Source organism: Actinoplanes sp. NPDC004185, assembly GCF_053603475.1.
Genome location: NZ_JBSGFR010000030.1, coordinates 34,562 through 55,934 on the forward strand (window position 1 = coordinate 34,562; position 21,373 = coordinate 55,934).

The 21,373-nt window shown below is 71.0% G+C and carries 22 protein-coding genes and 1 riboswitch; of the genes, 13 read left to right on the forward strand and 9 right to left on the reverse strand.

What is annotated here, in order from left to right; genetic code table 11:
- Window positions 1-258 carry a DUF6158 family protein gene (locus ACWEOZ_RS28085; RefSeq protein WP_451913661.1) on the reverse strand — a complete coding sequence of 86 codons (258 nt, stop codon included), beginning with the start codon at window positions 256-258 and terminating at the stop codon, window positions 1-3.
- An 89-nt stretch (window positions 259-347) separates the two neighbouring features.
- On the opposite strand from ACWEOZ_RS28085, the gene ACWEOZ_RS28090 reads away from it, so the two are divergent.
- The 3 genes from ACWEOZ_RS28090 to ACWEOZ_RS28100 all read left to right on the forward strand — a co-directional run bounded on the left by ACWEOZ_RS28090 (window position 348) and on the right by ACWEOZ_RS28100 (window position 2,492).
- Window positions 348-806, forward strand: coding sequence for a hypothetical protein (locus tag ACWEOZ_RS28090; RefSeq protein ID WP_451913662.1), 459 nt, complete (start codon window positions 348-350; stop codon window positions 804-806).
- A 41-nt stretch (window positions 807-847) separates the two neighbouring features.
- The gene (locus ACWEOZ_RS28095) at window positions 848-1,174 is read left to right on the forward strand and encodes a DUF3817 domain-containing protein (protein WP_360554977.1); all 327 of its coding nucleotides are present in this window, start codon (window positions 848-850) and stop codon (window positions 1,172-1,174) included.
- A gap of 209 nt (window positions 1,175-1,383) precedes the next feature.
- Window positions 1,384-1,518: riboswitch (cyclic di-AMP (ydaO/yuaA leader) on the forward strand.
- Window positions 1,519-1,565: 47 nt separating this feature from the next.
- On the forward strand, window positions 1,566-2,492 hold the full coding sequence (locus tag ACWEOZ_RS28100) for an NlpC/P60 family protein (RefSeq protein WP_451913663.1): 927 nt from the start codon (window positions 1,566-1,568) through the stop codon (window positions 2,490-2,492).
- Window positions 2,493-2,574: 82 nt separating this feature from the next.
- Here ACWEOZ_RS28100 and ACWEOZ_RS28105 read toward each other — a convergent pair whose 3' ends face one another.
- Window positions 2,575-3,576, reverse strand: coding sequence for a sigma-70 family RNA polymerase sigma factor (locus ACWEOZ_RS28105; RefSeq protein WP_041840672.1), 1,002 nt, complete (start codon window positions 3,574-3,576; stop codon window positions 2,575-2,577).
- Between the two features lie 549 nt (window positions 3,577-4,125).
- On the opposite strand from ACWEOZ_RS28105, the gene ACWEOZ_RS28110 reads away from it, so the two are divergent.
- Complete coding sequence (locus ACWEOZ_RS28110; protein ID WP_451913664.1) at window positions 4,126-4,806, forward strand: SDR family NAD(P)-dependent oxidoreductase; 681 nt, start codon at window positions 4,126-4,128, stop codon at window positions 4,804-4,806.
- Between the two features lie 85 nt (window positions 4,807-4,891).
- Here the strand turns inward: ACWEOZ_RS28110 and ACWEOZ_RS28115 are convergent, their stop codons facing one another.
- Window positions 4,892-5,764, reverse strand: a complete 873-nt coding sequence (locus ACWEOZ_RS28115; protein WP_451913665.1) for a dTMP kinase — start codon at window positions 5,762-5,764, stop codon at window positions 4,892-4,894.
- Window positions 5,765-5,891: 127 nt separating this feature from the next.
- Between ACWEOZ_RS28115 and ACWEOZ_RS28120 the strand changes: the two genes are divergently transcribed.
- The 7 genes from ACWEOZ_RS28120 to ACWEOZ_RS28150 all read left to right on the forward strand — a co-directional run bounded on the left by ACWEOZ_RS28120 (window position 5,892) and on the right by ACWEOZ_RS28150 (window position 11,308).
- Complete coding sequence (locus ACWEOZ_RS28120; RefSeq protein WP_451913666.1) at window positions 5,892-6,476, forward strand: nucleotidyltransferase; 585 nt, start codon at window positions 5,892-5,894, stop codon at window positions 6,474-6,476.
- 1 nt (window position 6,477) lies between these two features.
- Entirely contained in the window at window positions 6,478-6,732 is a 255-nt protein-coding gene (locus ACWEOZ_RS28125) for a hypothetical protein (RefSeq protein WP_360554983.1), read from the forward strand.
- Window positions 6,729-7,472: a metallophosphoesterase family protein gene (locus ACWEOZ_RS28130; RefSeq protein WP_451913667.1), complete on the forward strand. Its 744-nt coding sequence runs from the start codon at window positions 6,729-6,731 to the stop codon at window positions 7,470-7,472. Before ACWEOZ_RS28125 ends, ACWEOZ_RS28130 begins: the two co-directional genes overlap by 4 nt.
- Window positions 7,473-7,604: 132 nt before the next feature.
- The gene (locus ACWEOZ_RS28135) at window positions 7,605-7,748 is read left to right on the forward strand and encodes a GPGG-motif small membrane protein (protein ID WP_360554986.1); all 144 of its coding nucleotides are present in this window, start codon (window positions 7,605-7,607) and stop codon (window positions 7,746-7,748) included.
- 201 nt (window positions 7,749-7,949) lie between these two features.
- Window positions 7,950-8,876: an MHYT domain-containing protein gene (locus ACWEOZ_RS28140; RefSeq protein ID WP_451913668.1), complete on the forward strand. Its 927-nt coding sequence runs from the start codon at window positions 7,950-7,952 to the stop codon at window positions 8,874-8,876.
- 43 nt (window positions 8,877-8,919) lie between these two features.
- Window positions 8,920-9,639: an HD domain-containing protein gene (locus ACWEOZ_RS28145; RefSeq protein WP_451913669.1), complete on the forward strand. Its 720-nt coding sequence runs from the start codon at window positions 8,920-8,922 to the stop codon at window positions 9,637-9,639.
- 37 nt (window positions 9,640-9,676) lie between these two features.
- Window positions 9,677-11,308, forward strand: a complete 1,632-nt coding sequence (locus tag ACWEOZ_RS28150) for a glycoside hydrolase family 13 protein (RefSeq protein WP_451913670.1) — start codon at window positions 9,677-9,679, stop codon at window positions 11,306-11,308.
- On the opposite strand, the gene ACWEOZ_RS28155 is transcribed toward ACWEOZ_RS28150, so the two are convergent.
- Genes ACWEOZ_RS28155 through xylA form a run of 3 tightly spaced genes read right to left on the reverse strand, consistent with a single transcriptional unit; the run spans window position 11,286 to window position 15,328 of the window.
- Entirely contained in the window at window positions 11,286-12,725 is a 1,440-nt protein-coding gene (locus tag ACWEOZ_RS28155; RefSeq protein ID WP_451913671.1) for an MFS transporter, read from the reverse strand. The genes ACWEOZ_RS28150 and ACWEOZ_RS28155 overlap by 23 nt on opposite strands.
- Window positions 12,703-14,118, reverse strand: coding sequence for a xylulokinase (gene xylB / locus ACWEOZ_RS28160; protein ID WP_451913672.1), 1,416 nt, complete (start codon window positions 14,116-14,118; stop codon window positions 12,703-12,705). Before xylB ends, ACWEOZ_RS28155 begins: the two co-directional genes overlap by 23 nt.
- 22 nt (window positions 14,119-14,140) lie before the next feature.
- On the reverse strand, window positions 14,141-15,328 hold the full coding sequence (xylA, locus tag ACWEOZ_RS28165; RefSeq protein WP_451913673.1) for a xylose isomerase: 1,188 nt from the start codon (window positions 15,326-15,328) through the stop codon (window positions 14,141-14,143).
- 197 nt (window positions 15,329-15,525) lie between these two features.
- On the opposite strand from xylA, the gene ACWEOZ_RS28170 reads away from it, so the two are divergent.
- Window positions 15,526-16,590, forward strand: a complete 1,065-nt coding sequence (locus tag ACWEOZ_RS28170) for an ROK family protein (RefSeq protein WP_451913674.1) — start codon at window positions 15,526-15,528, stop codon at window positions 16,588-16,590.
- A 62-nt stretch (window positions 16,591-16,652) separates the two neighbouring features.
- On the opposite strand, the gene ACWEOZ_RS28175 is transcribed toward ACWEOZ_RS28170, so the two are convergent.
- Window positions 16,653-17,129: a MarR family winged helix-turn-helix transcriptional regulator gene (locus tag ACWEOZ_RS28175; RefSeq protein WP_451913675.1), complete on the reverse strand. Its 477-nt coding sequence runs from the start codon at window positions 17,127-17,129 to the stop codon at window positions 16,653-16,655.
- 50 nt (window positions 17,130-17,179) lie between these two features.
- Between ACWEOZ_RS28175 and ACWEOZ_RS28180 the strand changes: the two genes are divergently transcribed.
- Complete coding sequence (locus ACWEOZ_RS28180; protein WP_451913676.1) at window positions 17,180-18,313, forward strand: PP2C family protein-serine/threonine phosphatase; 1,134 nt, start codon at window positions 17,180-17,182, stop codon at window positions 18,311-18,313.
- A gap of 53 nt (window positions 18,314-18,366) precedes the next feature.
- Here the strand turns inward: ACWEOZ_RS28180 and ACWEOZ_RS28185 are convergent, their stop codons facing one another.
- Together ACWEOZ_RS28185 and ACWEOZ_RS28190 are read right to left on the reverse strand one after the other, a co-directional pair.
- Window positions 18,367-20,067: a VWA domain-containing protein gene (locus tag ACWEOZ_RS28185; RefSeq protein ID WP_451913677.1), complete on the reverse strand. Its 1,701-nt coding sequence runs from the start codon at window positions 20,065-20,067 to the stop codon at window positions 18,367-18,369.
- Between the two features lie 182 nt (window positions 20,068-20,249).
- A complete protein-coding gene (locus ACWEOZ_RS28190) occupies window positions 20,250-21,302 on the reverse strand; it encodes a lactonase family protein (RefSeq protein WP_451913678.1) in 1,053 nt (350 codons plus the stop codon).
- Window positions 21,303-21,373: the final 71 nt, after the last annotated feature.

The following is a 21,373-nucleotide window of genomic DNA, read 5'->3' on the forward strand; positions in this document are numbered from 1 at the left end:
TCAGAAGTCCTGGGTGAGCCGGCCCGGGTCGACCTCACGGCCGGGGTACCGGGACAGGTACGCGTTCTCCAGCTCCTCGGTCCGACGCAGGTGGTTGGCCAGGGCGGCGTCCGGCCCGTGCCGCAGCGTCTGCAGCCGGGTGCGGTGCAGGCTGGCCAGCTCACGGAACAGATCGTCGTCGGCCAGCCCCGCGGGGTCGATGCCGTTCTCGGAGCCGACGGTCTCGTCGCCGGCGGAGTCGAGCCGGGCGTCGGTCATGACGGCACTCCCTTCCTCGGTCGCTCAGTGGTTGCTGCAACGGGTTGCCCGTGCGCCCTGCCGCCAAACCCGCCGGTACGCTGAGGGACATGAAAGGGCTGTGGACCCCCGCGTGGATCGCGCGCCACATCCTGGCGCTCGTGCTCGTGGCCGGCTTTCTGGCCCTGGGCTGGTGGCAGTTCAGCCGGGCCACCGGCGGCAATGCGCTCAGCTGGGGCTACACCTTCGAATGGCCGGTGTTCGCGCTCTTCGTGGTGTTCATCTGGTTCCGCGAGGTCCAGCAGGAGCGCCGCGCGGCCCGCGCCACCGAGCAGGACGGGCCGGCGGAGGCTGAGCCGCAGGAGGAGCAGCCGGAGCAGCAGCCCGTGCCTCATCAGGACGTCCCGGTGACCGTGCGCCGCCCGGTCCGCGTGCCGGTGGCGCAGGTGGCGCCAGCCGACGACGACGATCCCGAGCTGACTGCCTACAACGACTACCTCGGCTGGCTGGCCGCCCATCCCGGAGCCCGGCCGAGCGACTATCCCGGCCGTCGCGCCAGCGCCGGCTGAGTTCAGACCGTCTGGTTCCAGCGAGTTCAAGGACGTGCACAATGCAGGGAGCCCTCACCCGCTACCGGATCATCGCCTGGATCGTCGGCGTGGTCCTGATCGCGCTCGTGCTGGTCGGCATGCCGCTGAAGTACCTGGGTGACAACGACACCGTGGTGGCCGCGATCGGCCCGATCCACGGCTTCCTGTACATGGTCTACCTGGTCGCCGCTTTCGACCTGAGCCGCCGGGCGCACTGGCCGCTGGGCCGGATGCTGCTGGTGATGCTGGCCGGCACGATCCCGTTCTTCTCCTTCTGGGCCGAACGGGTCGTCTCGCACAAGTGGGTCCCGGCGGCCCGCACTTCCCCGCCCGCCATGGCAGAGTAGAAAAGTAACGCTGCGGAACGGATTTGTTGCCCGCCGCTATCGGGATCATTCTCTTATTTGTGATCATTGGCGCAAGTCACTCTTCGGGCTCTTGTGTTAATGCCGCGCGCCGATAAGTTAATGCGGTTGGTCCGGTCCGCAGCCACACCCTCGGTGGCGCCGGCCAACGCCGCCGAATCCTCGCCGGCGGAAACGGACGACCCGATCCCCCACGGTCACCGCCTCCGCCACGACGAACCGGGGAACCAACCGAAGCAGCACCGGGGTGAATCCGCGCGAGCGGTAGGGGCCTTCTTCCCGCCCCGAACCCGTCAGCTAACCCGGTAGGCGGCCCGAGCGGAAGAAAGGCCACAAACCGTTGCCACACGCCCGCACGAGGCTCCGTGCGCTGGTGGTTGCCGCCCTGGCGATCGCGATCACCGGCACCACCGCGACCGCCGCACACGCGGAACCGTCGACGAGTGAGCTGACGAAGAAGATCGACAAGGCGTCCGATCAGCTCGAGGACGTCGTCGAGTCGTACAACAAGATGAACATCAGCCTCAAGCAGACCAAGGCCGAGGAAAAGAAGCTGGCCGCGTCGCTGGGCCCGGCCAAGGCCGCGCTGGAGGCCGCCGGCACGCAGATGGACGCGATCGCGTCGTCGGCGTACAAGACCGGCAACATCGGCACCATGAACGTCGTGCTCGAGGGCGCGGACAACCTCATGGACAGGATGAGCATCCTCGAGCAGATCTCCCGCAGCCGCGGCCGCGACATCGCGGAGTACCGCGCGACGACGGAGAACTTCGCCGAGCGCCAGGCCGCCCTGCAGGCGACCCAGAAGAAGCAGGAAGCCGAGGCCAAGGCCCTCAACGCGCGCAAGAAGAAGATCGAGGGCGATCTCAAGAAGCTGTACGCGATGCGCACCGCCGCCTACGGCACGCCCACCGAGAAGGCCAGCAAGTACACCGGCAACATCCCGTCCATCGCGGGCTCCGCCGGCAAGGCTGTCACCTTCGCCTACAACGCCCTGGGCGTCATGTACGACTACGGCGCGGACGGACCGGACGGTTACGACTGCTCGGGCCTGACCTCCGCCGCCTGGCGGGCCGCCGGCAAGTCGCTGCCGCACAACGCCGCGGCGCAGTACAACGCGACCAGAAGGATCTCGCGGTCCGAGCTCGAGCCGGGCGACCTGGTCTTCTACCGCAGCAACGGCCACGTCGGCCTCTACGTCGGCGGTGGCCAGATCATCGACGCCTCCCGCGCGGGCCAGCCCGTCAAGAAGCGCACGATCGACATCATGACCCCGAACGGCTACGGCCGGGTCACCTGAGCCGGGTCACCCGACTCACGGCACGAGAAAAGGCCGGTGTCCCCGAGAGGGGCACCGGCCTTTCGCCGTTGCGGCGGTTGCCTTACGCGGCCTGCAGGCCCTCGGCCCGGGCCAGCTCACGCAGCCGGCCGAGCGCCTGGATCTCCAGCTGGCGGATGCGCTCCCGGGAGAGCGAGAAGCGCGACGCCACCTCGGTCAGCGAGTGCTCGCGACCGTCCTCGAGGCCGTACCGGGCGCGCATGATGCCCGCCGACCGGTCGTCGAGGTGGTTCAGCAGTCCCTCGATGCGCTGACGCTCCAGCGCGGTCAGGACGATCTCCTCGGGCGACGGCGCGTCGCTGTCGGCGACCAGGTCGCCGAGGTTGGTGTCGCCGTCGTCGCCCACCGGGGTGTCCAGGGACACGGTGTCCTGGGCCCAGCGGGTCAGCTCGGTGACGCGCTCCACCGTCACACCCAGCGCCGCGGCGACCTGCGCGGGCTCCGGGTCTGCGCCGAGCTCGCGGACGAGCTGGCGGGTGACGTTGCGCATCCGGTTGACGTCCTCGACCAGGTGCACGGGCAGGCGCACGGTGCGCTCCTGCTGGGCGATGGCCCGGCTGATGGCCTGGCGGACCCACCACGTCGCGTAGGTCGAGAACTTGTAGCCACGCTCGTAGTCGAACTTCTCGACGGCGCGCACGAGGCCGGTGTTGCCCTCCTGGATGAGGTCGAGCATCGGCATGCCCGAGCGCACGTAACGGCGGGCAATCGACACGACCAGTCGCAGGTTGGCGCGAATGAAGAGATCCTTCGCCCGCTTGCCCTCGGTGACCAGCCGCTCCAGCTCTTCCCGGCTCACGCCGCGACGGACCTCGCCGGTGTCGAGCAGGTGCTCGGCGTAGAGGCCGGCCTCGATTGCCTTGGAGAGGTCGACCTCCCTGGCAGCATCCAGCAGCGGCGTCCGGGAGATTTCGTGCAGGTAGACTCCGACGAGGTCGCGCTCCTCGGCGACCTGGTCGGTCCTCATCACGGTGTTCTTCTCCACGTTGCCCACGGTCCCCTCATTGCCTTCACTAACCCTGTTACGGGCAATACCTGCGTCCATCAGCCCTCCCCGTAACGTCCGCAGTTCGTGCATTGCGGTGCTGACACATACCTGAACAGTTGGCGCCCTGCGCTGATTCCGGCTGGTGAGTCGAAAGTGTCACGAGTGTCTGAGCATCAGCTGAGAGCCGCGTGCATACTTACTGAAGAGGGCTCTCACTGAGGTATTCGGAGCAGCACCCGCCGGTGGATGCGTGATGAGACGCATACCCTGTGCCCGCTTCATGACACCATCGGCCCCTCTTCGTCACAGCGACGGCCATCACGGATTCCGCTGCGATGCTCATCACTACCCAGTACGGGCTGGTAGCCGATTGGGTTCACGTCCAGCATCGACAGGTTGCCGTCCGGCTTGACCCAAACGCCACGGCAAAAGCTCCCGCCGCCGACCGCGGGCAGGACCACCTGCCACGATGCGGCACGACAAGCCCCAGTTCACTCGCCCGTACGGGTGACCCTCCGGGGAATGACGGCCGTTCGGCGGGCCGCCCCGGCCGTTCCGCCGAGGGCTGTAGCCAGTGATGCAAAACACACCGTTACGGTTCACGGTATGGAGCGCAGTGTGCTGGTTACGGGTGGAGCGGGCGGGCTCGGCGGGGCCGTCCTCGAGGTGCTGCGCGATCAGGGCTGGCGCGTCGTCGCCCCGGTCCGGAGCAGCGCCCATCGGCTGCCCAAAGGTGTGGTGACGGTCACGGCCGAGTTGAGCAATCCCGATGCCGTCGCCGCCGCGGTGGACGTCGTCACCGCCGAGCCCGGTGCGCCATTGCGCGCGGTGGTGAACCTGGCCGGTGGCTATGCGGGCGGCGGACCGGTGCACGAGACGCCGATCGAGGACTTCGAGGCGATCCTGCGGTCGAATCTGCGCCCGACGTACCTGGTGACCGCGGCCGCTCTGCCCTACCTGGTGGCGGCCGGCGGCGGCTCGGTGGTGTGCGTCTCGTCGCGCGCGGCGGTCGCCCCGTTCGCCGGAGCGGCCGGGTACGCCACCGCCAAAGCCGCGGTGCTCGCCTTCGCGAACGCGGTCGCCGTCGAATACAAGAAGAGCGGGGTGCGCTGCAACACCGTGCTGCCCAGCGTCATCGACACGCCGGCCAACCGGGCCGCGCAGCCGGCCGCCGACTTCTCCCGCTGGGTCACCCCGGCCGAGATCGCCCAGGTGATCGGCTTCCTGGCCGGGGACGGCTCAGCGCCGACCAGCGGTGCCGCCATCCCGGTTTACGGCCGGGCTTAGGGTCGGCCCGGCCCGGCCGTCATCGCCCGGGCCGCACGCACCGGGCTCCCCGCCGCCGCATTGCCCATGATCGGCCGGACAGCTCCTAGAAGCCCTCCGCCAGCTGGTAGGTCAGCATCGAGGCGGCCGCGGCCAGGGTGGCCACGGTCACCAGCAGAGCCCGGGCGTGAGCCACCAGGATCGTCGCCGGACCCCGCGAGCCGGCCGGCACCCGGGGCAGCGGCATCGCGGCCGGGGCCGGCGCGGGCAGCCACGCCCGCAGGTGGTCCAGCAGAGCCTGCTGCACCTGCTCCGGCGTGCCGTTCGCATCGATCACCACGAACGTGGGGTGCTCGGGCAGGGACTCGTAGGCAGCCGTGGCCGCGCGCAGGTAGTCCATCTCCTCGTGGTCGTAGCCCCGCCGCTCGATCCGCTCGTAGGCGACGGCGGGATCCACGGCCAGCAGGAACGTCACGTCCGGCGCGGGGAACACCCGGTAGGCCAGGCGGGCGCGGCGCTCGGCCCGGTTGAGCCGCTCGGGCCGGGGGGTCTTGGCGTGCGCGCGGATGCTCGCGTACTGGCAGACGGCGTACCTGTCCATGATCGCGATTTCGCCCGTGACCGTGCGGCGCAGCAGGGTGCGCAGGATCGCCAGCCAGCGCAGCACCGACTCGACGAGGAGCATCGCCCGGCGGCCGAGCAGGTGCTCACCGTCACGCCGGCCCAGCGCCGTGGCCAGGCGGCCGAACCAGCGGCGGCCGCCGGCGTTGCGCCGGTAGGTCGCCGGCAGGCCCCGGGCGGCCAGGGCGGTCGCCAGCTGATGGGCCTGGGTGGTCTTGCCGGAGCCGTCGATGCCGACCAGCGCCACCGTGCGCAGCGGGCGGACGGCGGTGACCGGACGGTGCGGGGCCGGAAGGTGCTGGGCCGGGGAGTGCGGATCGTGGAAAGCGGGGCGGGCGGAACCGAGGTCAGGGACCATACCCACCAACGGTACCTGGGCCAGTCACGCTCGGTTCCGGCCCGAGCGTGGCTGCTGGTGTGAAGGCAACCGCCTCCGGGTAGACCGGAAGTGCCAAACGCACATCAATCGACGCAGGGAGACCGCCATGCCGCACCGGGTGGACGAGGGCCTGGTCAACACGCTCAAACGGGTTGCCTCCGTGCTCAAACAGGCGGAAGTCCCGTTCGCGCTCGGCGGCAGCTTCGCGGTCTACGCCCACGGCGGGCATTCCAGCGATCACGACGTCGACTTCCTGATCCGCGAGCAGGACAAGGCCCGGGCGCTCGAGGAGCTGTCCGCGGTCGGCTTCGAGGTGGAGCAACCGCCCGAGGACTGGCTGGTCAAGGTCTTCGACGAGGGCCGGATGGTGGACCTCATCTACCGCCCGGTCGAGTCGCCGGTCACCGATGCCACGCTGCGGGACACCGTGATGCGCCCGGTCGAGGCGATCAACATGCCCGTGCTGTCGGCGACCCAGCTGATGGTGCACAAGCTGCTGAGCTACACCCAGCACTACTGCGACTTCGCCACCGGCCTGCCGGTCGCCCGGTCCCTGCGCGAGCAGATCGACTGGGACAGGGTCCGCCAGGAGACCGCGAAGTCGCCGTACGCGGAGGCTTTCCTGGTCCTGCTCGACCGCCTGGACGTGGTCGCGCAGCCGGGGGAAGCACGTCTGACAGTGGGGGGTTGAGATGACACCACAGCTCGACGAATACGTGGAGGCGGAGATCCAGCGCCTGCTCACCGAGAACGGCGCGATCGCCGAGCAGGGCATCACCCTGCAGCGCCGTGAGCACCTGCTCGTGCTGGGCGGCGAAGTGGAGAGCGCCCAGCGGCGTGACGAGATCTGCCGGCAGATCACGGCGAACTTCCCGGACGTGGAGATCGCCTGCGACATCGGCATCGTGCGCGCCGCGGCGCCCAGCGAGGTGGAGGAGATCTCATGATCCGGATCGCCGCCGTGGGTGACGTCCACGTCGACAAGGATGTCCTGGGCCGCTACCGGCCCGCGCTCGAACAGCTGCCCGGGGTCGCCGACGCCCTGCTGATCGCCGGGGACCTGACCCGGCACGGCACCGTCGAGGAGGCCAAGTGCATGGCCACCGAGTTCGGCGACCTGGGCGTACCGGTCGTGGTCGTGCTCGGCAACCACGACCACCAGAGCGACCAGCAGGACGCGGTCAGCGAGGTGCTCCGCGACTCCGGCATGACGGTGCTGGAGGGTGACACGACCGTCCTGGAGATCAACGGTCACCGGCTCGGCATCGCCGGCGCGAAGGGCTTCGGCGGTGGGTTCGCCGGGGCGTGCGCCAGCTCGTTCGGCGAGCGCGAGATGAAGAACTTCGTCGGCACCACCGAGGCCATCGCCGAGCGCCTCGGCGCCGCGCTGCGGAGCCTCGACTGCGATGCCCTGGTGGCGCTCACCCACTACGCCCCGGTGCCCGAGACGCTGGTCGGTGAGCCGCTCGAGATCTATCCGTTCCTGGGGTCGTACCTGCTGGGTCAGGCGATCGACTCGGCCCCGACGGCGCTGGCTCTGCACGGGCACGCGCACCACGGCAGCGAGCGGGGGCGTACGCCCGGCGGGGTGCCCGTCCGCAACGTGGCACACCCGGTGATCAAGCAGGCGTACAACGTCTATCAGCTGCTCTCGGAGGACGTCGACGCCGGTCTCGCCAGCGTCTGACGACCGCCCGGCCGTCCGGCCCCGTCCCGCCCGCGAGGGTGGTGGCGGGGCCGCCGTCGTTCGTGGAGGTTTTCCGGCCCGGTGCCCCGGCTCACAGGTTTTGGATTTTTGGCCGTCGGGTACCAGATCGACATGTCACTTTTGCTTTGGATCCTCGCAGTCATCCTCGTGGTCGCCGGCATCCTCGCGCTGTTCCGGCGGCAGATCCTCTGGGGCGTCGTCCTCATCATCGTGGGTCTTCTCGTGGGCCCCGGTGGCGTCAGCATCTTCAGTTAGACCCCCCTCCCCCGGCAGTTTCCTGACCGGTCACGACGACCGCACCGGGGCTGCCGTATGGCTACCTCTCGCAGGCAGCCATACGGTGGCCCCGGTTCTCTTTGTGTAATGGGACGCACACGACGTGCGATGCCCCACATCGGACGTATGGCGTAATCCTCAGCGAACTGTTCCCGATGTTCGTGAGGGCGTGACGACAAAGTGGCCGAGGTCCATCACTTCACCTACGGAGCCTTCAACCCGATCGCGGCGTACCTGGTCGCGGTCCTCGGTTCCTTCCTCGGACTGCTCGCCACCGGCCGGGCGCGCAGCGCCCGATCCCGCGGCCGCCGCAACCGCTGGCTGGTCATCGCCGCCTTCTCGATCGGCGGCGCGGGCATCTGGCTCATGCACTTCACCGCGATGCTCGGCTTCGACGTGCCGCAGAGCCCGGTGCGGTACAACCCCTGGGTGACCATGGTCAGCCTGGGTCTGGCGGTGGTCACCGTCGGCCTCGGCCTGATGGTCGTCGGGCACGGCCGGCGCAGTCTGCCGAAGATCGCGGTGGCCGGCTTCTTCACCGGCATCGGCGTCCTGGCCATGCACTACACCGGGATGGCCGGACTGCACGTGTCCGGCAAGATCCACTTCAACCCGGCCCTGGTCGCCGCGTCCGCGATCATCGCGGTCGTCGCCTGCGCCGCCGCCCTCTGGTTCGCCGTCTCGGTCAAGGGCATGGGCGCGAAGATCGGCGCCGCCGCGCTGATGGGCGTGGCCGTCGCCGGCATGCACTACACCGGGATGGCCAGCATGTCCGTCGAGCTCAGCCCGACCGTCTCCACCCAGGTCCACGGCATCAAGCCGCTGCTGATGATCGTGCCGATCACCCTGGTCAGCGCCGCGCTCATCCTCGGCGTCGCGCTCAGCGCCCTGCAGGCGATGACCGACGAGGAGTTCACCTTCGGCGACGGGGTGCCGCGCCGCGGCATGCACGCCGAGAACCCCTGGTCGCTCAAGCAGGCCTCGATGTCGGCCATGCGGCGCGCCCCCGGCAGCCGCCCCTCGCCCGGCGCCCGGCCCTCGCCGCGCCCGGTCCCGCTGCGCCCCAAGCCGCTGATCGACGAGCCGCTGATCGACGTCCCTTCCTGATCGCGGACCCACGCGGCGGCCGAGTCCGGTATACCTGATCGGCATGGCGCCAAGGATGCTGCTGTCGATGCCGTTGCACGCGATCACCGAGGTGTACGGCGAGGCGGGCCTGCGCGAGCGGTTCTCCCTCGAACTGCTCGAGTTCCCGCCCGACGACCGGCGGCAGCTGGAGGAGGCGCTGGAGCTGGCGGCCCGGCTGCACGCCGACGACCGGCGGGTCCGCGAGCCGTACCTGAACCATCTGCTGCGGGTCGCGATCCGGATCATCCGCTACTACGGCATCCAGGACGTGGACGTGCTGACGGCGGCCCTGCTGCACGACGCCGTCGAGGACCATCCGGCGGAGCTGGCCGGCCTCGACCCCGCGCTCGGGCACCAGGCGCTGACCGATGCCGCGGTGGCCGAGCTGGCCCGGCGGTTCAACCCGCGGATGGCCGAGCTGGTCCGGTCGGTGACCAACCCGGAGTACGACCCGGAACGCGACAAGCACGAGCAGTACCGGGCCCACGTGGCCGACAACCTGGACCGTGACCCGTGGGCCCGGATCATCAAGATCTCCGACTTCACCGACAACGGCGTCGGGGTCATCCACACCACATATGACAAGGCTCGCAGCTCGGCGATCAAGTACCGGCCGCTGGTGCCGAAGCTGCGTGAGCTGGTCGGGCGCCCGGACACCCCGCTGTCCGTCGCCGCGAAAGACCACATCCTGGACCAACTCGATTTAGCAGAAGAACGCTTCGCCGCGATTCTGGACGGCTGACCACGGTGGGGTGCCCCGGCGCAGTTAGCCTGGGGACATGCCATCCCCCGAGACCGACTGGTGGCGCAGCGCCGTCATCTACCAGATCTATCCGCGTTCCTTCGCCGACAGCAACGGCGACGGGATGGGTGACCTGCCCGGCATCACGGCCCGCCTGAGCGACCTGCGCGAGCTCGGCGTGGACGCGGTGTGGCTGTCGCCGTTCTATCCGTCGCCGCAGCACGACGCCGGCTACGACGTGGCCGACTACCGAGCGGTCGATCCGCGCTTCGGCGATCTCGGTGACGCCGACAAGATGATCGGCGAGGCGCGGGCCCTGGGGCTGAAGGTCATCGTCGACCTGGTGCCGAACCACACCTCCAACGAGCACGCCTGGTTCCGGGCCGCCCTGGCCGCCGCGCCCGGCAGCCCGGAACGTGAGCGCTACATCTTCCGCGACGGCCGCGGCCCGGACGGCAGCGAGCCGCCGAACGGCTGGCAGAGCGTCTTCGGCGGGCCCGCCTGGGAACGCGTGAGCGACGGCCAGTGGTATCTGCACCTGTTCGACGTCTCGCAGCCGGACCTCAACTGGGGCAACCCGGACGTACGGACCGAGTTCGTCTCCGTGTTGCGGTTCTGGCTCGACCGCGGCGTCCACGGCTTCCGGGTCGACGTGGCCCACGGCCTGATCAAGGACGCCGAGCTGGCCGACTGGCACTACGCCGGTGAGATCCTCGGTGGCCTGGCGCCCGAGGGTGCCCCGCCGCCGCCGATGTGGGACCAGGACGGCGTGCACGAGATCTACCAGCAGTGGCGCTCGGTCCTCGACGAGTACGAGGGGGGCCGCATCCTGGTCGCCGAGGCCTGGGTGCAGCCCGCCGACCGGCTGGCCCGCTACGTACGCCCGGACGAGATGCACCAGGCCTTCAACTTCGAGTATCTCGACACCCCGTGGTCGGCCGACCCGCTGCGCAAGGTCATCGACAGCACCACGGCCGCCAACGCCGCGGTCGGCGCGCCCACCACCTGGGTGCTCTCCAACCACGACGTGGTGCGGCACGCGACCCGGCTGGGCTACCCGGTCGGCGAGCCCCGCAAGCACGGCATCGGCATCGGCGACCCGCAGCCGGACGTGGCACTGGGCCTGCGCCGGGCCCGCGCGGCGACCCTGCAGATGCTGGCCCTGCCCGGCTCGGCGTACCTCTACCAGGGCGAGGAGCTGGGGCTGCCGGAGGCCACCGAGATCCCCGACGAATACCGGCAGGACCCGGCCTGGGAGCGCTCCGGGCACGCCGAACGCGGTCGCGACGGTTGCCGGGTGCCGATCCCGTGGGAGGCCGACGCCCCGTCGTACGGCTTCGGGCCGGCCGACGCGAGCTGGCTGCCCCAGCCCAGCGTGTGGGCCGAGTACGCACTCGACCGCCAGCGCGGCGTGACGGGCTCGACGTACGAGCTCTACCGGTCGGCGTTGCGGCTGCGCGCCGGGCACGGCCTGGGCACCGGCACGCTGCGCTGGGTGGACACCCCGGCGGACGTGCTGGCGTTCCGCAACAGCGACCTGCTGGTGCTCACCAACTTCGGCGACGCGCCGGCCGAGCTGCCGCTCAACGCCCGGGTGCAGCTGGCCAGCGGCCCGCTCACCGACGACGGCCGGGTGCCGCAGGACGTCACTGTGTGGGCGCGGGTCTGACCTCTTCCCGCTGACCGTAGGTGGCCAGGGCCGCATGGGTGTCCGCCATGTCCCTGGCCACCGTCCGGCTGGCCAGCCAGTACATGACGCCGGTGGGGACGAAGAACAACTGGAACGCGGCCAGGCCGACCGCGTAGTTCAGCGGCGGCGGGAACGCCCCCGCCAGCTGCCGGAAGACGAGCGCGACCAGGGCGTTGCCACCGGCCCGGCCCACCCCGTTGACCAGATTGCCCAGGCTGTACACGGTGCCGCGGTGCTCCGGCGGGTTGACGTCGGCGATCAGGGCGAACCAGTTCGGCGAGTTCGCCGAGGTCAGGGCCAGCGCGAAGACGGCGGTGGCGAGGCTCAGGCCGACCGTCGGTTCGGTGAAGACCTGACCCAGGATGGCCAGCACGACGTCGCCGGCGCTGCCGCCGTTCGGCACGTCGATGCGGAACGGCACGAAGAACAGCACCACGTAGAAGGGCACGGCGGCGATGACGCCCACGGCCGCGACCAGGGCCCGGCCCCGGGGGGTACGGCGTTGCAGCCGGTCGCCGATCAGCCCGCCCAGGATCGACAGCGCCCCGCCGAGCTGGAACAACGTGGCGAAGACGCTGCCCACGATGACCGCGGTGGCCGTCGTGTAGCCCTGGTCCTCGGCGCGCGAGCGGAACAGCACCGGCAGCCACACCAGCGACCCGAACGCGATCTGCGCGGTGAGACCCTGCAGGATCAGCCAGACGTTGGTCCGCCGGCGCAGGATCCGGGGCAGGTGGTCGTGGTGGATCCGCTCGTCGTACTCGACGCCGGCCAGCTCCGGCTGGCTGTCCCCGCGCGGCACGTCGAAGGTGAAGACGTACGCCACCGTGGCGATCACCCCGGCCACGGCCACCACCACGAACGGCCGCCGCCAGTCGGCCGAGCCCAGCACCCCGGCCAGCAACGTGCCGACCAGGGTGCCGACGCCCTGGGACAGGCCCCAGAAGCTCATCACCAGGCCCCGGCGCCGCGGTGAGATCAGGTCACTGACCACCGAGAAGCTGACGCTGGCGACCCCGCCCAGCCCGACCGCGGCCAGCACCTGGGACAGCAGGAACGACGGATAACTGCCGGCCAGGCCGGACCAGGCGGTGCCGGCCACCCAGATCAGGGTGCCGGCGATGAGCACCGGCTTGCGGTCGAGGCGGTCCCCCGCGTACGCCCAGGCGATCGCGGCGACCGCGCTGATCAGGAACATCACCGTGGTGGCGAGGGCGATGTGGCCCTCGCCCACGGCGTACTCGTCGGCGATGCTGCCGTACAACGGCGGGACCAGGTTGATCGCGACGTTGTCCAGGGACGCGAGGATGACGAAGACGATCACGCTGTACGCGCGATGCGCCGGCCCTCCCCGCCATCTCACGCGACGAAGGTTAGCGGGACACCCTGTCGACAACCGCGTCGCGGGCGGCGGCGTACTGCTCCCGGATGATCGGCGCGCTGCTGTCCTCGTACACCTCGGGGGTCTCGGCGGACCACGTCGGTGGCGCGTCACCACCCACCGTGACCCACGCGGCCTGGCGGGCGGCCCCGTCCGCGACGTACTCGCCGGGCGGTGGGACCAGGACCGGCAGGCCGAAGAGGGCCGGCGCGATGCGGCGGACCGCCTCGCTGCGGGCGCCGCCACCGACCAGCACGATGCGGTTGGCCGTCGCCCCCTGGGCGACCAGGGCGTCCAGGCCGTCGGCGAGCGCGCACAGCATGCCCTCGACCGCGGCCCGGGCCAGGTGCGCCGGGTCCGACGTGCGCAGGGTCAGGCCGTGCACGGCACCGGTCGCGTTCGGCCGGTTCGGAGTGCGCTCGCCTTCCAGGTACGGGATCAGCACCAGCCCGTCCGCCCCCGCGGGCGCGGACAGCGCGAGCCGGGACAGCTCCTCGTGGTCGACGCCGAGCAGCCGGGTCGCCGCGTCGAGGACCCGGGCGGCGTTCAGCGTGACGACGATGGGCAGGAACCGGCCGGTGGTGTCGGCGAAGCCGGCGACCGTGCCGCTCGGGTCGTCCGGGGCGACGTCGGACGAGACGAACACCGTGCCGGACGTGCCGATGGAGATCATCACGTCACCGGGCAGCGCCCCCGCACCGAGACCGGCCGCGGCGTTGTCGCCCGCGCCCGGGCCGAGCGGCGCGCCGTTGGGCAGATGCCCGGCGATGCCGGTCGGGCCGAGCACCTCGGGCACCAGCAGGCGCCGTCCGAAGCCCAGCTCGAGCAGGTCCTGCCGGTATTGGTGGGACTTGGCCGACCAGTACAGCGTGCCGCTGGCGTCGCTGCGGTCGGTGCGCAGGGTGTCCAGGCCCTGCGCACCGGAGAGCTTCCAGGTCAGCCAGTCGTGCGGCAGGCAGACCGCCGCCACCCGCTCCGCCGCCGCCGGTTCGTGCCGGGCCAGCCAGCGCAGCTTGGTGAGCGTGAAGCTGGCCACGGGCACGATGCCGACCGCGTCGACCCAGGCCCGGCGGCCGGCGTCGCCGCCACCGAGGTCCTCGATCAGGTCGGCCGCGGCCCCGGCGCTGCGGGTGTCGTTCCAGAGCAGCGCCGGGCGCACGACCTCGCCGTTCTCGTCCAGAACCACCATGCCGTGCTGCTGGCCGGCGACGGACGCGGCGGCCACGTCGTCCAGGCCGCCGGCCTCGTCGATGGCCTGTTGCAGCGCGGACCACCAGGCGTCGGGATGCACCTCCGTCCCGTCGGGATGGGTCGCCCGCCCTTGCCGGACCAGCTTGCCGGTCTCGGCGTCACGGATGACGACCTTGCAGGACTGTGTCGAGGAATCGATCCCGGCTACCAGCGTCATGGGGCTCATTCTCCGTCGAAGATCAGCGGGCGCGCAGCAGGTGGTCGATGGCGAGCTGGTGCAGCTTCACGAAGTGGTAGCCCTGGGCACCGGCCGCGTCGACGTCGTAGTTCTCGAAGGCGCTCTTGTCGTTGAGCAGATCCTGGTAGCTCTCGCCGTCGTTCAGCGTCGGCTTCGACAGCTCCAGCACCTTGGCCTCCTCCAGCGCCGCCTGCACCTCCGGGTCGGCCCGGAAGGCCGCCGCGCGCTCCTTGAGCAGCAGGTACATGCGCATGTTGGCCTTGGCCGACTCCCACACGCCCGAGTAGTCCTCGGTGCGGGAGGGCTTGTAGTCGAAGTGCCGGGGGCCGTCGTAGCCGGGGCCGCCGCCGGGGCCGCCGTTCTCCAGCAGGTCCACCGTGGCGAACGCGCTGAGCAGGTCGCCGTGGCCGAAGACGAGGTCCTGGTCGAACTTGGGGCCGTGCTGGCCGTTCAGGTCGATGTGGTAGAGCTTGCCGTGCCACAGCGCCTGGGCGATGCCCTGGGTGTAGTTGAGGTTCGACATCTGCTCGTGGCCGACCTCGGGGTTGATGCCGAACAGCTCGGGGCGCTCGAGGTCGTTGATGAACGCGATGGCGTGCCCGGCCGTGGGGAGCAGGATGTCGCCGCGGGGCTCGTTGGGCTTGGGCTCGATGGCGAAGCGCAGCCCGTAGCCCTTGTCCTCGGAGTACTGGGCGAGCAGGTTGAGGCCCTCGCGGTAGCGGTCGAGCGCTGCCTGGACGTCCTTGGCCACGTCGTACTCGGCGCCTTCCCGGCCACCCCAGAACACCAGGGTCTTGGCGCCCAGCTCGGCGGCGAGGTCCATGTTGCGCAGGACCTTGCGCAGCGCGTACCGGCGGACGCTGCGGTCGTTGCTGGTGAAACCGCCGTCCTTGAAGACGGGGTGGGTGAACAGGTTGGTCGTCACCATCGGCACGATCAGGCCGGTCTCTTCGAGGGCCTTCTTGAAGTTGGCGATGATCCCGTCGCGGGTGTGCGCGTCGGACCCGAACGGCACCAGGTCGTCGTCGTGGAAGGTGATGCCGTACGCCCCGAGGTCGGCGAGCTTGTGCACCGCCTCGATCGGGTCGAGGTCGGCCCGGGTGGCGTCACCGAACGGGTCACGGGCAGTCCAGCCCACGGTCCAGAGACCGAAGGAGAACTTGTCTTCGCGGGTGGGCTGGACCGACACGGTTACCTCCACGTAACAGAACTGATTTGTTTATTGGTTGAATTATTTGGCGGCGGTGTGGCATTGTCAAGGGCGTGACGGGCCGGATGATGAGTGCTACAGGTTCCCCGGTCCGGCAATCGAGCGTGCGGGCCCATAATCTCGCGCTGGTGCTGCGAACCGTGGCGAACAGCCCAGATCCGATATCTCGGGCATCGGTGTCCGCGGCCACCGGGCTCACCCGGGCCACCGTCTCCGCGCTCGTCGACGACCTCGTCACCGGCGCCCTGCTCACCGAACGCGAGCCGGCCCCGCGCACCGGAGCCGGCCGGCCCGCCGTGGGCCTGGTCGTCGCGCCGGACGGTCCGGCCGGACTGGGCCTGGAGATCAACGTCGACTATCGGGGCGCCTGTGTCGTCGACCTCACCGGCACCGTCCGGCACCGCCTGGTGGAGCCCGGTGACCAGCGCCTCCAGGAGCCACAGACCGCGCTCGCCGGGCTGGGCCGGCTCGCCGCCCGGGCCCGGGCGCTCGCCGAAGCGGACGGGCTGACCATCGCCGGCGCGGTCCTGGCCGTGCCGGGCCTGGTCGCCGCCGACGGCATGGTGCGGATCGCGCCCAACCTCGGCTGGCAGGACGTCACCGTCGGAGACCTCCCCGACGGACTGGCGATGACGGTCGACAACGAGGCCAACCTCGCGGCGCTGGGCGAGCTCGATGTCGGCGAGCTCCCCCAGGACTTCGTCTACGTCAGCGGTGAGATCGGCATCGGCGCCGGCATCGTCCTCGACGGCGCGCTGTACCGGGGCTCCCGGGGCTGGAGCGGCGAGATCGGGCACATCCCGATCAACTCCGATGGTCCGGGCTGCCGGTGCGGCGCCCGCGGATGCCTCGAGCAGTACGCGGGTCAGGAGGCTGTGCTCCGCGCCGCCGGGGTCGGCACGGTCAGTGCACTGGCAGCTGCGGCGACGTCCGGGAAGCCTGCCGCGCTGGCCGCACTCACGGCGGCTGGTGCTGCGCTGGGCATGGCTATCGCGACTGTGGTCAACCTGCTCGACGTCCGGACGATCGTGCTCGGTGGCAGTTACGCGTCGCTGCTGCCCTGGCTGCGGGACGGCATCGCGGCCGAGGCGGGCCGGCGGGTGCTCACCGCCGCCTGGTCGCCGGTGCAGCTGCGGGCCGCGACGCTCGGGGCGGACGCGGCGATGCTGGGGGCGGCCGGGTCGGTGCTGCGCGGCGTCCTCGACAACCCCGCGGCCTGGCTGGCCCGCCGCCGGCCGTGAAGCTGGGCCGGGCCGAGCGCCGCGGGCGAGCAGACCTCACCGGCCCGGTGGCGGCCGTAGGCTCAGGCCGAGCGGACCGTGGAGTCCGGCGCCTCGCCGGCCGCGGCGGCGAACTCGGTCAGGCCGCGCAGCAGCGAGGCCCGGCCCGTGGGCGTCATCCGCTCCAGCACGTCGGTCAGCAGCTCACGGCGGGTGGTGCGCAGATGGTCAAGCAGCTGGCGGGACGACGGCGTCAGGAACAACGCGATCTCGCGGCGGTCCGCCCGGCCCGGCGCGCGTTCCACCATGCCCGAGGCCACCAGGCGGTCACAGAGCCGGCTGGCCGAGGAGAGGATCATCCGCAGCTGCGTCGCCAGGCCGCGCAGGTTGATGCCCTCCTCGCGTTCGACCACGAGCAGGGCGTTCAGCTGGGGGCCGGAGAGCAGCGGGGTGGCCCGCTGACGAGCGGCATCCCACGTGGCCAGCAGTGCGGGCGCGGCGTCGTCGACTGCCGCGGCGCGCATCGGGTCCGGCCCATCCGGCCCATGGTGTTCGGCCATGGTGCAGCCGAGACTACCCGTACGCCGGAGGCTGTCGAGGGGTGGAAACCGTGTCCGACCGATTGACCGCGGTCCGGCGCGCGCTGGGCGACGCGCCGGCCGATCGCCTGGTCGAGTGCCTGGCGGAGACGGCCGGCAAGGAGTACGCGGTGACCGACCTCGACCTCCTGTTGGTCGACTATCGCCTGGCCACCCTGCTGCCACTGCTCGACGGCCCCCCGGTCACCCGGGCCGGCGATCCGGCGTGGCGTTCGTTCGACCACCAGAGCGAGGTCATCGCCGGGCACTCCGGTTTCGTGCCGGTGACCGCGCGCGGCGAACGGATCGGGGTGCTGCGCTTCACACCGGTGCCCGACTCGGCGGCCACCCGGGCCGAGCTGGCCGAGGTGGCCTCGATGCTCGCGCACGAGTTGCAGGCGGCAGCCGCCGGCACGGACCGGTACGCGGTTGCCGCCCGCACCAGGCGCCTCACGCTCGCGGCGGAGATGCAGTGGGAGCTGCTGCCCGGGCGCAGCCGCACCGGCCCGTCGTTCAGCCTGGCCGGGCAGCTCGAGCCGTCGTACGCGGTGCACGGCGACAGCTTCGACTGGGCCGAGCAGGACGGGCTGCTCTACCTGAACGTTCTCAACGGTCACGGCGACGGGATGAACGCCACTCTGTTGACGTCGCTGGCCACGTACGCGTTGCGCAATGCCCGCCGCGCCGGGCTGGCGCTGGCCGACCAGGCCGCCCTCGCCGATCAGGCGGTTTTCGCCCAGCATCGCGGCGACCTGCACGTGGAGACGCTGCTGCTGGAGCTCGACCTGCGGACCGGGGTGGTGCAGGCGGTGGATGCCGGTTCGCCGCGGATGATGGTGCTGCGCGACGGCGAGGTGCGGGACGAGCCGCTGGAGGCGCAGTTCCCCCTCGGGATGTTCGAGACCTCGGAGTACCGGACGCAGACCTTCCGTTTGCGCCCCGGCGACCGGCTCCTGGTCGTCAGCGACGGCGTCTTCGATGCCGCCAAGGAGAACAGCCGCTACGGCGAGTCGTCTTTGCACCGGTTCGTCCGGCGGACCGGTTCGCTGGCGCCGTTGCAGGCGATCCGCTCGCTGCTGGGCGATCTGCGGGCCTTCGTGGGCGGCGACCTGGACGACGACGCGGTGGCCGTCTGTCTCGACTGGACCGGCGGCACGACGAACTGAGACGGCCGCCGGCTCCCTCGCGGGAACCGGCGGCCGTGGTGTCCTTCAGCGGGTCAGCTCTTGGCGCCCGAGCGGGACGAGATCGCCTCGAGGAAGATGTCGGCGATCTTCGCGGGGTCGGGCGCGACGAAGACGCCGCCGTCGCGGGTCGCCTTGGCGATCGCCTCCAGCTCGGCGCGGTCGACCTCGTTGCCGATACCGATGATCACCAGGCGCACCGGCCGGGTCGGGTCGTCGAGCTTCTTGAGCGCGGCGACCAGGGTGGCCCGGCTGATCCCGTCGGGGTTCTTGTTGGCCCCGTCGGTGAACAGCAGCACCGAGTTGACCCGGCCCCCCTGCCAGCTGTCCTGCACGTTCTTGTAGGCCGCCAGCGCCGTGTCGTAGAGACCGGTCTGGCCGCCCTCCTTGGGCTGGATCTTCTGGATCGAGGCCGCCAGCGCGGCCCGCCGCGAGGAGAGCGGGCTGATCGGCTCGATCTGCTTCCACGGCTGCTTGCCCACCAGCTCGGTGGAGAAGATCCAGGTGCCGACCGCCCACTTGTCGTCGAACAGGGCGAGACCCTGGGCGGCGGCCCGTCGGGTCACCTCGGCGCGGGTCAGGCCACCGGCCGTCGGCACCTTGGTGAGCATCGAACCGGACACGTCGAAGACGGCGAGCGCGCGGCCCGGCAGGGTGATCGCGGCCCAGCTGCCCAGCGCCCGGTTGAGTGCGCCGGCGTCCAGGCCGGCCGCAGCCTTGCCCTCGGAACCACCGGCGGGCTTGGCCGCGGCGGGTGAGGCCGCCGGCGCGCCGACCGGGGCCGCGAAGCCGTTGCCGACCGTGCCGTCGGCGGCCCGCAGACCCGAGGCGGCCAGCTCGTTCTTGAAGCTGGGCTGCTCCAGCGCCTGCCGCAGACCGGTCGCGGCCGCGGCCTTGGTCAGGTCGACCTCGGGCATGACCGCGTACGGGTAGTCGAGGGCCGGCGGCGTCGGCTCCAGGTAGAGCGCGGCGAGCTTCACCTCGGGGCGTTCCGCGTTGTACGCGACCACGTCCTCCTCGGAGAGCGGGGCGGCGCTGATGCTGCTGGCCAGGTCGGCCGCGTCGAGCGAGCGGGGGAACTTCTGCAGCAGGTCGTCGCGCAGCGAGGAGCTGCCGGCGGCGAGCGCGCGCAGGGCGCCGACCTGGGTGGCCTTGGCCGCCGGGTCGGTGCCGGTGGCGCTGCCCAGGGCCAGCAGACCGGCCAGCCCGGCCGCGTCACGGGTCGGGTCCACGATGCCGGTGCGCAGCGAGTTGCCGGTGGTGATCTTGGCCAGCAGGTCGGACCAGGCGAGCTTCTTGTCGGGCCAGCCGACCTGCTGGGCGACGGGCTCCGGCATGGCGACCACGACCGGGCTGCGGGCGATCGACTTGCCGTCGGTCGGCACGAAGCCGGAGGCTTGGGAGCGCAGCCGCAGCAGCCAGGTCGACGAGTCCGGCAGCCACACGTCCGGGACCAGCGACGACTTACCCGCCGGAGGAAGACCGGTGAGCGTGACACCGTGCTTGAGCGCCAGGGCCGAGGCCGTGGTCGCGGGGTTGACGCCGGTCACGTTCACAGCGACACAGGTTCCGTTGACACTGGCACCGCCGGAACTCCACTGCTGAGCAGCGCGGTCCACGGCGGGGGCGATCTCGGGGGCGGCAGCGACGGTCAGCTTGATCTGACCGGAGCACTTGTCCGCGGCGAGACTCTGATAGCCGAGCCAGGAACCAGCGAGGACGACAACGATCGCCATCGCTGATGCGACGACGCCGGCTCCTCTGAGATTGAAGTTTCTGCGATGGCGGCCTGACACGCGCTCCATACTGCGCAGTAGAAGACGCGAATGCCATATACGTTCGGACGAAAGTTACTCGGATTGGGGTTTTCCCGTACTTAATTCACGTTCCGTGATGAAGCCAATCCGGGCCGTGCAAGCTAGCCGGTGATCGCATTCCAGCGCAGCACGCACGTCGGACTTCCCTCGGCCACCGGCTCGCCCTGGGACTGCGGGATGCCGGTATCCGGGTCGATCCGGAAGATCGTGACGTTATGTGAACGCTCGTTGGCTACGTACAGGTGATCCCCCAGCAGGGCCAGGTGCCGCGGCCACTGCCCGCCGGTCGCCACCTCGGCGATCAGAGTGCCGCCCGCGGGCTCCCAGGCGAACACCGAGACCGTGTCGGGGCCGCGGTTGCCCACGTACACGAAACGGCCGTCGCGGCCGGTCGCCAGCTCCGAAGGATAGTTCGACTTGTCGGAGCTGCTCGCCACCCCGCCGGCCGGCCGCAGGCTGCCGTCCGAAGTGTCCGGTCGGTACCAGGTCAGATCGCCGGTCAGCTCGCCCACCAGCAGCAGCGCCCCGTCGATCGCATACCGCAGATGGCGCGGACCGGTGCCGGGCGCGGCGACGATCGCGGCACCGACCAGCGTCAAGCGGCCGGACACCGGGTCGAGGCGGGCCCGCCACACCCGATCGGAGCCCAGGTCGGTGATCAGCACGTCGGGGCCGTTCGGATCCGGCGCGACCATGTGCGCGTGCGGCGCCTCCTGACGGTCCGCGACCGGACCCTGCCCCTCGAACCGGAGCAGATCGGAACGCTCCGCCGGCACTCCGTCGGCGTCCAGCGGATGCACGGACACGTCGCCGCTGAGGTAGTTGGCCACCAGCAGGTGGCGGGCGTCGGCCGAGACCGCGAGGTGACACGGGGCCGAGCCGCCGGTGGACCGTACGGCGAGCGGGGTCAGTGACGCGTCCTCCGCGATCGCGAACGCGCTCACCGTGCCCGCGACCAGCTCGTTGACCGCGTACAGCACCGGCAGCCGCGGGTGCTGGGCCAGGAAGGACGGCGACGGCGTACGGGCGACGACGCCCAGCCGGGTCAGGTCACCGGTGGCCGGGTCCCGCCGCAACAGCGCGATGCCCTCCCCCTCGCCGCCGCTCTCACCGGTGTAGCAGCCGAGGAAGACGTACTCGTGATTCGCGCCCATGCCCCAGATCCAATCACGGGCGGGCGGCGGGCGCGCGGACCCCCGTCAGACCCGCGCGACCGCCACTGTCC